This is a genomic window from Cryobacterium sp. PH31-L1 (assembly GCF_030063145.1).
Classification (GTDB): domain Bacteria; phylum Actinomycetota; class Actinomycetes; order Actinomycetales; family Microbacteriaceae; genus Cryobacterium.
Genome location: NZ_JASISM010000017.1, coordinates 1 through 11661 on the forward strand (window position 1 = coordinate 1; position 11661 = coordinate 11661).

The 11661-nt window shown below is 58.5% G+C and carries 15 protein-coding genes; 8 read left to right on the top strand and 7 right to left on the bottom strand.

From position 1 onward, the window contains the following. Positions 1-1494: 1494 nt before the first annotated feature. Positions 1495-2226 (top strand): hypothetical protein, encoded by a 732-nt coding sequence (locus QMF22_RS17040; RefSeq protein ID WP_283455846.1) that lies wholly within the window; start codon positions 1495-1497, stop codon positions 2224-2226. A 15-nt stretch (positions 2227-2241) separates the two neighbouring features. Next, the gene (locus tag QMF22_RS17045; RefSeq protein WP_283455847.1) at positions 2242-2541 is read left to right on the top strand and encodes an immunity protein CdiI family protein; all 300 of its coding nucleotides are present in this window, start codon (positions 2242-2244) and stop codon (positions 2539-2541) included. A gap of 207 nt (positions 2542-2748) precedes the next feature. On the opposite strand, the gene QMF22_RS17050 is transcribed toward QMF22_RS17045, so the two are convergent. The 5 genes from QMF22_RS17050 to QMF22_RS17070 form a co-directional block, all read right to left on the bottom strand. Further along, positions 2749-2982 carry an SHOCT domain-containing protein gene (locus tag QMF22_RS17050; RefSeq protein ID WP_283455848.1) on the bottom strand — a complete coding sequence of 78 codons (234 nt, stop codon included), beginning with the start codon at positions 2980-2982 and terminating at the stop codon, positions 2749-2751. Between the two features lie 121 nt (positions 2983-3103). Continuing rightward, positions 3104-3289: a hypothetical protein gene (locus tag QMF22_RS17055; RefSeq protein ID WP_283455849.1), complete on the bottom strand. Its 186-nt coding sequence runs from the start codon at positions 3287-3289 to the stop codon at positions 3104-3106. Between the two features lie 180 nt (positions 3290-3469). Continuing rightward, a complete protein-coding gene (locus tag QMF22_RS17060) occupies positions 3470-3733 on the bottom strand; it encodes a type II toxin-antitoxin system RelE family toxin (protein WP_283455850.1) in 264 nt (87 codons plus the stop codon). Then, positions 3730-4005: a type II toxin-antitoxin system Phd/YefM family antitoxin gene (locus tag QMF22_RS17065; protein WP_283449888.1), complete on the bottom strand. Its 276-nt coding sequence runs from the start codon at positions 4003-4005 to the stop codon at positions 3730-3732. Before QMF22_RS17065 ends, QMF22_RS17060 begins: the two co-directional genes overlap by 4 nt. Before the next feature lie 126 nt (positions 4006-4131). After that, a complete protein-coding gene (locus QMF22_RS17070) occupies positions 4132-4716 on the bottom strand; it encodes a recombinase family protein (protein ID WP_283455858.1) in 585 nt (194 codons plus the stop codon). A 129-nt stretch (positions 4717-4845) separates the two neighbouring features. Between QMF22_RS17070 and QMF22_RS17075 the strand changes: the two genes are divergently transcribed. After that, a complete protein-coding gene (locus QMF22_RS17075; protein WP_283455851.1) occupies positions 4846-6348 on the top strand; it encodes a glycosyltransferase family 39 protein in 1503 nt (500 codons plus the stop codon). 10 nt (positions 6349-6358) lie between these two features. Beyond that, a complete protein-coding gene (locus tag QMF22_RS17080; protein WP_349357113.1) occupies positions 6359-7126 on the top strand; it encodes a polyprenol monophosphomannose synthase in 768 nt (255 codons plus the stop codon). A gap of 114 nt (positions 7127-7240) precedes the next feature. On the opposite strand, the gene QMF22_RS17085 is transcribed toward QMF22_RS17080, so the two are convergent. Next, positions 7241-7516, bottom strand: a complete 276-nt coding sequence (locus QMF22_RS17085) for a hypothetical protein (RefSeq protein ID WP_283455852.1) — start codon at positions 7514-7516, stop codon at positions 7241-7243. A gap of 122 nt (positions 7517-7638) precedes the next feature. Beyond that, the gene (locus tag QMF22_RS17090) at positions 7639-8220 is read right to left on the bottom strand and encodes a recombinase family protein (RefSeq protein ID WP_283455853.1); all 582 of its coding nucleotides are present in this window, start codon (positions 8218-8220) and stop codon (positions 7639-7641) included. Between the two features lie 285 nt (positions 8221-8505). On the opposite strand from QMF22_RS17090, the gene QMF22_RS17095 reads away from it, so the two are divergent. The 4 genes from QMF22_RS17095 (at position 8506) to QMF22_RS17110 (ending at position 11076) form a co-directional block, all read left to right on the top strand. Continuing rightward, positions 8506-9093: a hypothetical protein gene (locus tag QMF22_RS17095; RefSeq protein ID WP_283455854.1), complete on the top strand. Its 588-nt coding sequence runs from the start codon at positions 8506-8508 to the stop codon at positions 9091-9093. Between the two features lie 327 nt (positions 9094-9420). Next, a complete protein-coding gene (locus QMF22_RS17100) occupies positions 9421-10017 on the top strand; it encodes a hypothetical protein (RefSeq protein WP_283455855.1) in 597 nt (198 codons plus the stop codon). 32 nt (positions 10018-10049) lie between these two features. Further along, entirely contained in the window at positions 10050-10601 is a 552-nt protein-coding gene (locus QMF22_RS17105; RefSeq protein WP_283455856.1) for an RNA polymerase sigma factor, read from the top strand. 52 nt (positions 10602-10653) lie between these two features. Further along, positions 10654-11076: a hypothetical protein gene (locus tag QMF22_RS17110; protein WP_283455857.1), complete on the top strand. Its 423-nt coding sequence runs from the start codon at positions 10654-10656 to the stop codon at positions 11074-11076. Positions 11077-11661: the final 585 nt, after the last annotated feature.

Below are 11661 nucleotides of genomic sequence, written 5' to 3' on the forward strand. Positions count from 1 at the left end.
ATGACTATCGTCGCGCACGGCGATCAAAGACGGGCTGGACATGGTGATGATTCCTGATTCTCGCCCTACGTCACACGGCGGACTTGCTCTTAGCTACTGGCCTCACCCAACCCTGACACGTAGGGAGGTCCTACTTCCCTGTGTCCACCAGAAACACACTCTAACGATTCGCTCTCCGTTATACACATTCCCGGCAGCTTTGGCGTATCCGGTGTATTGGATGTAATGGTATTCCTGCGAGTAGGCATAGCTTGACCCCCAGACGAGCTGGGTTGTAGCGCCCTTTGGCGGGGTGGTCGGGTAGGTAGTCCCGACAGGGTTGTCGCCCGGTGTAATTGCGTGCGATTCGGTGACCACTCTGAGTCCATCCTCAGGACCAAGTTGCTGGCCACTTACAACGATGGTGTCGGAACGCTTGGTTTTCTCGGGACTGTCGGCGTATACCGCGCTAGATCCCAGACCTGTCAGTAACAGGGCGACACTCGCTGCCGCAATTATCTTCTGAATTTTCATTTTTACCCCATTTCTTGTATCGCCGGGACGAGATACAAGCGCCGACGATTATTACTTGATTGTCGACCTCATCTGCATTGTCGACTGCGATTTGCTTATCTATTCCCCCCTAAACGCTTTTGTGCGTTCCCTCACGGTATACCCGGCCTTCAATATCCATCAAGCAACTCGACAGCGCGCAATCAGGGTGCTAGGTATTTCTCGGGCATAACCAAATCCTTTTGACTTAAAGAAAGCAGAAGGAAATCATGGACGGTTCAAAGTGACACTCCGTGCGTTCTCAGCGAGTGGGGTCGTCCTCGCCGACGAGGACGTGACGCTCACCTGGGTCCGAGTCGGCGGTACCAAGCGTTGTGGAGGCCCTGAGGAAGCGGCCCGGGTCACCCTCGTAATTGCATCCTGAAGCCATCAGGCTTTCTCGAGATGGGGTGTGTCCTGTAGGACCTTCGCCTTACGGGGATCTCAGCGCAGACGTCGACAGGGTTGGCCTCACGCGATGCGGTCCCGATGAGCGTCCGGCTTGCGGGACAGGCGTCAACCGACGATTCGTAGGCTCAGCTCCCGGGTCTGCAACCAGCCTGACTCCTCAATAGATGGTTCCGGGAGGTTGACGACAGAGTGTCCTACGGTTGTGGAAATTGTAGTCGGTAGCGGGATGGAATCGACCTACCGTTTCTCTTCCGACAGTTCAAATATCGATCGCGCAAAAGTTCACCGCTGGCTCAGCGAGTAGAGCTATTGGGCCAAAGGAAGGTCTCGAGAAACGCAGGACTAAGCCATCAATGCATCCCGCAACTTCGGCGTCTAAGAGACGATCTCAGCTTAACAAGTGCCTATTCCTAACCGTCGCTGACACGTTTCACTCTGTTAGCGAAGTCGGTGATCGGAGGAGGACGCCTCGACACTGTATGAAGACTTGTTGTAGCGTGAGAGAAGACAGAGCAATGCTTTGCAATTACATATAAACTGGGGGAAGTTTAGATGACTACGATGAACAAGTTCCACCGTGCAATTCGTTCCACCCTGGCGGTCGCAGCATTGGCAGCGCTCGTCACGACGGGGCTGGCACCCTCTGCGGCCGCGGCCGCGTCGGCGGCGGCTACTGATTCTTCTGGTGCTGGCGTCGTTCAGATGGGACGTATGGTTGCTGGCGAATTCGTGGCCATGACCGAAGAGGAAATCCGATTGGCTACAGCGACCTTGCCCACGCCGCCTTCTGCGAAAGAGTCCGTGACGCCGCAGCTCATCGATTGGGATCAGTGGTATGGCTGCTTCTCACTCAATCACTCCGACGACGTCTTCGCCGAGTACAACCATTACTGGGACGGGGTTGGGCACGATGTGAGGCTCAAGTGTGGGGAGGGCAGCCCGGACAACCCGGACTCGGGATGGGGATACAAGCACATTCGCGCCAAGCACGAGGGCCAGTGGCAGGTACAGCTCAACGCAGCACGTCAAGCCGGCTGGGGGTCCGAGGCCCAGGGAGTTGAATCCTGGGACGACCTCATGGCGGCGGCGGCGGGAGAAGCCATCACTTGGCCTGAGTACAAGGGTGGAAATTCGATTAGCCAGACATCATGTGGCGTGACGGAAGTATTTTTCTGGAATACCCAGACCGGACAAACCGTGTATTCGTTCCGGGCCCGAGCCGGCTGGTCGAACACGAACGACCGTCTTTTGACGGCGTTCCCTCAATCGGCGATATCCTGCTAACAAGTCGGAGAAGACATGGGCGTTGAAGAGCATCGCGTAGTCAGATTTTTCCCTGACTATGGGGCGCGGTGGTGCCTCTGGGAAGATGGTAGCGAGAACTACACTCCAACAGCAACAGAACTCGGCGCGTCTGCGCAACTCGAGGATCAAATCGGAGAATGGTACGACTTCTGGGAAATACATGTCGAACCGGGAATTGGTTGGGATAATCCGGCAGACCGCGAGGCCTGGAGGACACAAGGAAACCGAATCGTTGCAGATCTCAACGAGGAGCTAAATAGCAAGGGCATATTCGTGCGTCAACAGTTTGCCTGAACGATTCCACAGAGCGGGAGCATAGATTGGTGCTCCCCTTCTGTTGCGCCCGGTGGACGGGTATGAGTGAGGGCGCCGCGCTCGGCGCTCTGCCCTGTCGTTGCACCTTTGTGGATGCTCGGTGCCTCCGGCTTCGCGCTCGGTTAGCCTTCCATTTGCGAGAGTGCTTGGACGTTCAAAGCTCCGCAGTGGGGCAGCAGCCCTGCGTCAGATTCGTCCCAGAAGTTCTGCTCGTTTCGTCTCAAATTCTGCCTGCGAAAGTAGGCCATCGTCACGCAGCTTGGCAAGTCGTTGAATCTGTTCGACAGGATCAGGTGATGAAGGCAGCGAATGGTTGCCGCCTTTTCGCGCGAGCCGAATTGCGACAACAACGACGGCGATCATAACGAGTGCAATGATGGCGATCACACCGACGATGACCAGTGTATGGAGACCATTCAAGCCAAAGATTGTTTCTCCCCTTTCGAGGGCATGGTGCCCACGCTGAACATGACGGTACCTGTTCTCCGGCGCCTCCCGCAGAGAGTTTGCCTGCGGACCCGCGCCGGTGGCTCAGGTCAGACTAGGCTTTACGGGGCGATCCCTTAGCCATAGCAAGATAGGTACCTGTGCCGAGCACGATTCCAATGCTGAGCGCAATGGGGAACGGAAAGTTCCCGTTCACCCAGAGCGCCGCAAAAAGAAAAAAAGCGGCGACAGACAATGCAGAAATGACCGGGATAAGACGCCTGGTGATCTTATTACTCATGGCCCCATCCAATTGATGGCGCTTTAGTCACGGGACCCCCCTCTTGCGCCCGTTCCCTTTGATGGCGTTATAAAATCGACCCGACCCCTCTCCTTCATCGGCAGCAATTAGGTAGATGCGCGAGAAGCCGACCTCACTTCAAAGAGCTCGTCCCGTAGGGCGTTCGTATTGCGGGATCACTTATCGGGCTTCGTATATCTCGCGTCGATGTCCAAGGCGGAGGACGAGCACGATCAACATGTCGTCGTGAATCTCGTAAATGATGCGGTAGTCGCCCGTTCGGACCCGCCATTCGCCAGAGCCTCCAACGAGTTGGATCGCCTTGGGTGGCCGCGGATCGTCTGCCAGGAGGTCGATCGCTGCTTGAACTCTCCGGCGGACTGGCGGATCGAACTTGCGCAGTTGCCGTTCAGCGGCTGGTGCGATCTTCACCGAGTAAGTCATACGAGGCCGAGGTCTGTTTTCACCTGTTCCCAAGGAGTCGGTTCGCTTTTCGTGCGACGCATCTCTTCACGGGATTCCTCAGCGGCACGAATATCGGCCATGTCTTCGGCCAGTTCAATGAGACGCTCCAAATCGTCGGCGTCGATAACAGCCGCAACTCGCCGCCCGCGGCGAGACAAGAAGACCGGCTCGTGCTCGGTATGAGCGCGGTCGATGATGGATGCGAGCTGGTCGCGTGCATCAGAGACGCTGACGGGGACCGTGGTGTACATGTTTCAAGCGTACGTTCCGTTCCCCAGATGTACAAGCGATCTTCAAATCTACAAATGGCCCCTCGCGCAGGCTTCTCGTTGCCGGACCAGCAGGCCCGGCAACGAGAAAACTGTTGAGGGCCCCGATCAGTGGCCCGATTCGAACTGACGTTGAATAGTGCGATAAACGGTCGACCGTGCGACGTTGAAAAGTTCCGCCAGTTCCGCGCTGGAGTGAAGGCCGGCGTTGTGGACTTCGATCAGGTGTTTCTGCTGCGCCGCAGACAGCTTGGGCTGCTTACCGCGAAGCCGTCCTTTCGCTTTGGCCACCTGCATTCCCTCCCGCGTTCTGGCGCGGATCAGATCGGACTCGAATTCAGCGACCATTGCCAGGACGTTGAAGAGGAGACGCCCGACCGGGTCGTTCGGATCATGCACCGCTCCGCCAATGCTCAGCTTGACGTCTTTGGCCGTCAGCTCGTCGATGATGTCTTTCGCATCTCGGAGTGATCGTGCGAGTCTGTCGAGTTTGGCGACGACGAGAGTGTCTCCGGCACGGCAGGCCGCCAGCGCTTCGCGAAGCCCGGGTCGGGCCCGGTTCGTTCCGGTCAGACCGTGATCGGTGTAGATCAGTGACGATCTAACGCCCAGTCGTTCGAGGGCGTTTTGTTGGGCGGTGAGATCTTGTTCCTCTGTGGAAACGCGTGCGTATCCAATTAGTAATCCATCCATGGCGAAACCATCCCGCTCTGCTCTGAACAGGTCAATAACTGTCGCAGTGGGGGTCCGGCTTGCGGGACGTGCGTGGCCTCGCCAAAGGATTATATGGAATAGGCTCAGAAATGGATCTGGGGGCCAATCGTGCACGCACTTCCACTTGTGGTTTCGAGAGTCCATCTCGCGGGCGAAGTAAACATTCATACTCCAGGCAGGACGAACCAAGCAGCTGCGGTCGTCGGCCTGGTTGCTTTTGTCATCTCAATCGCTGGCTCCGGGGTTCCCGCTTTTTGGAGTGACGAGGTCGCGACGCTTCGGGCGGTCCGGCTCAGTTGGCAGGAGCTCTTTGCGTTTGTCGAACACAAGGATGCGGTGCACGCCGCGTACTACTCCCTATTGAAGTTCTGGGTGGGCGTGTTCGGCGAGTCCGAGTTGGCGACACGGTCGTTCTTCGCGCTTGCCGTTGGGGCTGCGGCTGCAGGGCTGGTCGTCTTGGTCACGTCCATGACGAGCATGAGAGTTGCCGTCATGGCAGGCGTGATCTTTGCTGTGCTCCCACGTACGACCTCCATGGGTATCGAAGCTCGCTCGTTTGCGCTGAGTGCAGCTGTTGTAACGTGGGCCACCATCGTCCTTCTGGTGGCCGCGCGCACCAGAGACTGGCGCTGGTGGGCCCTTTACGCGGTCATTGTCGCAGCCGGAACCTATATTTTCTTATATACCGTGCTCATCCTCGCCGTTCACTTTGTTTTCTTGCTTCTGGACTATCGCGCACGCCGCGTGCTCGCGGCGTGGTTGTTCGCCGCATCCGGCGCCGTGGTGGCGGCACTCCCAATTCTTGTTGTGAGCGTCCAGCAGAAGGAGCAGATTGCATGGCTATCCGACCTGCCGGTCGTCACTATCTGGACTATTTTCGCGAAGCCAGCGTTTGATAGTTCCTGGCTTGTTGCGGCACTAGCGTGGTGCGCCTTGCTCGTGCTCGCTTTTCGGTGTCGAAGATTTTGGGCAGGACCGCATGGAGGCGCATTTCGGCTTGCTGCGTCCTGGTTTTCGGTTCCGCTGGTTCTGCTCCTGACCGCTGATGCCCTTGTGGGCCCTCTGTACAACGCCCGGTATCTTTCCTTCACCGCTCCGGCAGTCGCCGTTCTTCTGGCGATTGCTTTAACGCTATCGGCGCGGGCGATGGTCGTCTGGGCATTGGTTGGCGTTCTCGTGTTAGCCAGCGCACCCACTTACATCTCCCAGCGAAAACCGTTCGCGAAGGACGGCGGCAGTGATCTCTCCCAGATTGCCAACTACATTCGCTCCAACGCGGCCCAGGGCGACGGAATCTACTTGCAGGATACGGGCAAATCCACGCTCAGGCCGCGACTAGCTCTCTACGCCTACCCGGCGGCGTTCACCAGCACCGAAGACATTGCATTCGAGGCACCTTTCACAACGACGGGTACTTTTTCCGATGAAACACGATCACTCGATGAGATCGAGTCGAAGCTGGTGGGACTCGAACGCATCTGGGTTGTCACGGCCGTCTCAACAGGTACCGATGCTGCCCGGAAGATAAACGCGGCCTTCCACACGATGGGGTTCTTCGACACCAGCTCGCACAAAACGAATCGTTCCGTCATCGCCCTGTATGAACGCTAACGTGGTCCCGATGGGGGCCACAGAAAATCACTTGAGAACACTCGTTGTAGTACCTACGTACTGCGAGGCCGAGACGGTGGAAGCCATCATCGAACGGGTGTTTGCCGCTGACCCAGTACTGCATGTTCTCATCGTCGACGACAACAGCCCTGACGGCACCGGCGAACTGGCAAAATCTGTAGCAGCCAAAGAATCGAGACTCTTCGTCCTCGAACGCCCCGGGAAGGCTGGTTTGGGTGCCGCCTACATCGCCGGATTCGAATGGGCGTTGCAACGAGACTATGAAGTCATCGTCGAGATGGACGCTGACGGGTCCCATCAGCCGGAAGAACTTCCCCTCCTTCTCACCGCTGTCGAAGCTGGGGCTGGATTGGCAGTTGGAACACGATGGATGCCTGGAGGTCGTGTGCTCAACTGGCCCTGTCGCCGCAAACTCATCTCCCGCGCAGGCACCCTGTATGCGCGGCTCCTGCTCGGTAGCAAACTGCGCGATATCACCTCCGGGTTTCGCGCGTTCAGGGCCACAACGCTGTCCGAGGTCCTCCGCCGTGAGATCTCCTCCCATGGCTACAGTTTTCAAATTGAGATGGCGTGGAATGTTGAACGCTCGGGCGCTTTCATCGTGGAAGTCCCGATCACATTCATTGAGCGCGCTCACGGCAACTCAAAGATGTCCTCACGCATTGTGATCGAAGCGATCGGCCGAGTCACGCACTGGGGCATCACCCGACGACGAACGCGAGTCCAAGCGAACTCACTCACCGCTGACTCTCGCTGACCGAAAGTCGCGAGCACTACGGGCGATCCGTTCACACAGAGTGTTGCGGTAGAGGTTCGCCTGCGGGCACAGACACGATCAGATTCTGGCGTTCTCCTGGTGTCGTCGGGCTGCCTACTCGGGGTCGATGATTCCATGTTCGGCGCGCGCTTGTCTGATCAGTGCGTTGCGACCTTCGAGGTAGGGCTCGATGTCTTCGATGGGTGCGATTTTCAGCTCTTCTAAACCGATACCGTGAGTGCGCAGCACGATGTGCTGACAATCCACAGTGGCGTCGGCAACAAGATAATCGTCCACACTGCGGACATCAAAAGTGACGTGCTGCCCTGAGACCGATACTTCGATTCTCTCGGACAGGACGGGAAGTTGAGCGGTCCGCAACCGGTTCATGCGTTCCTCGAAGGGTTCCCCTGTGACACGGCTCGACCCTGGAAATGACTGCTGCCGCCCCTGGGGTCGGCTGTCCCGTTGCTGACTTGTTTGGCTCGGCAACGGGAGCCGGCGAGTATGTTTCAGCGGTCGACCGACTGTCGTTGGACGGTGCGGTAGACGGTGGAGCGGGCGACGTTGAACAATTCAGCGAGCTCGCTCGTGGAATGCGTCCCCGCGAGGTGCACTTCCATCAGGTGACGTTGTTGCGCTGGCGACAACTTCGGCTGTTTGCCGCGGAGGTGGCCTTTTGCTTTGGCGACTTGCATCCCTTCGCGTGTTCGGGCGCGGATGAGGTCGGATTCGAACTCTGCCACCATCGCGAGGACGTTGAACAGCAGGCGCCCGACCGGGTCGGTCGGGTCGTGGACGGATCCGCCGATGCTGAGTTTGACGCCCTTGACGGTGAGTTCGTCGATGATGTCTTTCGCATCCCGGAGAGAGCGGGCAAGTCGGTCGAGTTTGGCGACGACGAGGGTGTCGCCGTTCCGGCAGGCGGCGAGTGCTTCGCGGAGGCCGGGGCGTGCTCGGTTGGTGCCGGTGAGTCCGTGGTCGGTGTAGATCAGGTTCGATCTAACGCCGAGGGCTTCCAGGGCGTTTTGTTGGGCGGTGAGATCTTGCATGTTCGTGGACACGCGTGCGTATCCGATCAGAAATTCATTCATAGTTCGAACGGTGCACTTCGGCCGGTCGAGGGGTCAAGAACAATCCCGCAAGCGGCCCCCAACCGGGTACCCTTCCTAGGCTGCGAGCTCCGACAATTGGCCCCTCTTGGAGGACCTAATTTCGCGTCCGCTGATGGTCCCTCATTCGAAACGCGACGTCTATTGGATGAGGCCTTCCCACTGTGATTCGCGTTATCCGGTCCGGACCGGATGGCCGGATTGGCACCCAACATTTGCTTCGCACTCGGCAAGCACCCGCCCTTCGCCCGTAGATAGGCTTCGCACATGACTCTTCCTCTTTGGATCCAAATCCTCACGATTGCGCTTCCGGCGGTAGTGAGTGTCTTTGCAGGCATCTGGTCGGCGCGTTCTGCTGGTCGAGCAAAGGCGGCGGAACATGAGGCGGCGCGATTACGGGCACTTGAAGAGCGCATAGCTCAGAAGAAGTTTGAGCTCTACCAGCCGATGCTTGAAGTGCTTGGGGACATGATGACACCGGGCAAGACGGAAGCGGCGCTCGCGGGCGCGGGGGAGGTCATGTCCGACTTCCAGACGTTTGTTTCGGTATGGGGTTCCGACGACGCAGTGCGGGCCTTCTACAAATTCCGGGTTGCATCGAGCACCAACCCGCCGTCAATGATCACCATCCGACTCGTCTCTGATTTCATGATCGAAGCGCGGCGAGATCTTGCGTGGCCCAACACAAAGCTGACCGGCCGAGAAGTGATGGGGATGCGCATTAACGAAACTACCCCTCAGCTCGAGGAAGCGCTGACCTTGGATTTCGACGCTCTAGCAAGGAAGTACGAGTGGCACGCACCCTGGTATCCGGCGCCCACGACGAGCAATTCAGTCGCAAGCGGTTCTCCGTGAGGGTTCCCCTGCGCCACAGCGTCGGCGAACCCCGCTACCGGATGGTTGGGCCCGAAACTTGTGGCGCTCGACGTCCCTCAGAGACGCCCACGGATCGCCAAGGTGCGGACGCCGGACGTCGGAATCCGCGTCTGTCGCCGCGCTCGAAGGCCCGGCCAGGAAAAGCGCCACTTCGAGTGCCCCTATTGGCGTAGACCGAAATGCCGACAGATGGTGCCGACCAGTCATGGACACGTAGATAGTTCTTTTCGGTCTTAGTGTGGAATTGTTGTGGTGGCCGGACATGTACAAGGTAAAGGTCTTCGACATGCCTTGGGGGGTACTCGCGTGGATGACGAACTCGACCGCGTTCTGGGAACGACTCGAACGTGGGCCCCGGGCGACGACGTAGCCATTGCTGACGAAGCTAAGTTGCTGGCAATTGCCATCGCGGCTGACGAACGTTCCACCACGCGCCGTTGGAATCACCGGGTCAAACTCGTCGCCGGCTTAAGCGCCATATTCGCGCTCGGCGGTGCAACGGCGGTCGCCGCCGTACCGGCACTCTTGGAATGGGCGCCTTGGGAGCCCGATCTCGTCATCGAGCGCGAGTTTCCCGTGGCCCTCAGCGACAAGAGTCAATCGTGCGTGGTTATCATGCGCGTCGATATCGATGACTCCACCCCGGATGCCGAGGCGGCGCGCAACCTGCACGACGCGCAGGCATTCCTCTCGAGCAATGACTGGTCGCTCGTTCAAGGCGACCTTCGTATGTTGACGCCGAAGGAGCGCGACATGATGCGTCGGCAGGGATTGTCTAAATCTGCGATTCTGACAACATCCGTGTCCGACCAGGTTTCCGCGGCATTCCTCGATGCAGGACATCTCAAACCGGGAATGTCGCTTTCGGCGGTCGGCCACTGCGGTGACGGTCCTACCCCGTGACCCGGCACGCCCGGGGTAACCAGAAGGACTTGATGCGTAAACGCATCGGAGAATTGCACGAGCGGCTCGCCTCTGATCTGTTGAACTATCTGGCCCGTCGTGTAGATCCACCGGAAGATGCTGCCGACCTCCTCAGTGAGACGTTCCTAGTCGCCTGGCGGCGCAGCGACAGGATTCCCGACGACGCCGAACAATCAAGAATGTGGATGTTCGTCACGGCGCGCGGCGTGCTCGCCAACCACCACCGCGGGCGCCGACGACGGTTAGCGTTGGCCGACACTCTGCGCGAGCGGCTTGCGACCAGCCAACGCCGATCCTCATCTGAGGAGAATCAAACGATCGTGATACTCGATGTCCGCGCGGCATTGGAGTTGCTTCCAAACAATCAAAGCGAACTCGTCCGGCTCGTTCACTGGGATGGCTTCACGCTCATTGAAGCAGCCCAAATTGCGGGCGTCACCGAATCCACCGCCCGAGGCCGATACGAACGAGCGAAGAATCGATTGCGTGTGGCACTGTCCGAAGCGGAGGACGAGCAGCGCGGATCCAGGGTGCTGTCAGACCAAACAGCAACCACCGCGTGAATCTTCGCCGTCAAACCTTGCCTCGGCAGCACTAATGAAGGAGAAGAGCCCTATGAGAAACCTTGCACGTATCGCCTCACTTGCCACGGCATTCCTGGCTGCCGGGATGCTGGCCGGTTGCGCCGCAGTCGCGCCCGGTGGTGCGCCTGACACTGCGGTCGCAACCACCGTTCCCTCGGCCGCCGCTGAGCCACCTGAGTGGCCCTCGGTCAGCGAAGCGGGAACCGGACCGACAACGTTCACCATTCCGAACCCCTCTCCTGACGCGTTGTACCTTCTCACGGAATTCACCTGCAGTAGCGGTGAATTTGATGTCGTCCTCGTAGAGAGCTCGAGCGTATTCATGGCTGGCACGTGTGGAGGCAGCGGTGGGTACCAGATGACCCTGCCGACAAACGAAGACCAGTACACCATCACTGTCGACGTGGAACAGGGCGAATCCTTCACGTTCACCGGGCGCTTCAGCAAAACATGATTGACACGTCCGACTGGCGAGGCGCCGGAATCAGTAGGTCAGATCGACATGCTCTCGCTGTCTCTCTGCAGCCAACATGGGGCTTGAGGACGCGGATAGCGTGCAGGACTGCGCCATGTGGTGCGTACGAGACCAGGATGTATGGAAGCGAACCGACGGTACCGGATACGAGCGAATGGAGGATGGTGTCCTGATCGCGTTACAGGCGACGGTCAGCGAAAACATCCAGGCGGAGGACGGCCAACGTTTCGCACCGCCGAACGAGGTGCTTCAGGCATGGAAGTCACTCCGATTCATGACCGAGGCGGAAGTTCGAACGCACATGCAAGACCCCTAGGCGCGTCACGACGATTGGCATGCGAGACCGTAAGAGGTTCCCGATTGCGGACGTTCACCACCGTGGCCACGTTCGCATTCGTGGATACTATTTCGCCGGCGCCGCGTTTGTTGGTTGTCCTTTGTTAACGCCGAGCCAAAACAGGGCCAATAGTGCCGTTTGAAAACAGGACCACTATCTGTGTTTTCTACTATGCCGTATCAGCGGCGGGCTGGTGGCTCTTGAGTCGATAGCTGACGCCTTGGAGG

What these genes read in the sequence shown, in the direction of transcription:
- QMF22_RS17040 (WP_283455846.1), top strand. Translation starts at nt 1,495, where the DNA reads ATGACTACGATGAACAAGTTCCACCGTGCAATTCGTTCCACCCTGGCG.
- QMF22_RS17045 (WP_283455847.1), top strand. Translation starts at nt 2,242, where the DNA reads ATGGGCGTTGAAGAGCATCGCGTAGTCAGATTTTTCCCTGACTATGGG.
- QMF22_RS17055 (WP_283455849.1), bottom strand. Translation starts at nt 3,289, where the DNA reads ATGAGTAATAAGATCACCAGGCGTCTTATCCCGGTCATTTCTGCATTG.
- QMF22_RS17060 (WP_283455850.1), bottom strand. Translation starts at nt 3,733, where the DNA reads ATGACTTACTCGGTGAAGATCGCACCAGCCGCTGAACGGCAACTGCGC.
- QMF22_RS17065 (WP_283449888.1), bottom strand. Translation starts at nt 4,005, where the DNA reads ATGTACACCACGGTCCCCGTCAGCGTCTCTGATGCACGCGACCAGCTC.
- QMF22_RS17070 (WP_283455858.1), bottom strand. Translation starts at nt 4,716, where the DNA reads ATGGATGGATTACTAATTGGATACGCACGCGTTTCCACAGAGGAACAA.
- QMF22_RS17080 (WP_349357113.1), top strand. Translation starts at nt 6,359, where the DNA reads ATGGGGGCCACAGAAAATCACTTGAGAACACTCGTTGTAGTACCTACG.
- QMF22_RS17085 (WP_283455852.1), bottom strand. Translation starts at nt 7,516, where the DNA reads ATGAACCGGTTGCGGACCGCTCAACTTCCCGTCCTGTCCGAGAGAATC.
- QMF22_RS17090 (WP_283455853.1), bottom strand. Translation starts at nt 8,220, where the DNA reads ATGAATGAATTTCTGATCGGATACGCACGCGTGTCCACGAACATGCAA.
- QMF22_RS17095 (WP_283455854.1), top strand. Translation starts at nt 8,506, where the DNA reads ATGACTCTTCCTCTTTGGATCCAAATCCTCACGATTGCGCTTCCGGCG.
- QMF22_RS17105 (WP_283455856.1), top strand. Translation starts at nt 10,050, where the DNA reads ATGCGTAAACGCATCGGAGAATTGCACGAGCGGCTCGCCTCTGATCTG.
- QMF22_RS17110 (WP_283455857.1), top strand. Translation starts at nt 10,654, where the DNA reads ATGAGAAACCTTGCACGTATCGCCTCACTTGCCACGGCATTCCTGGCT.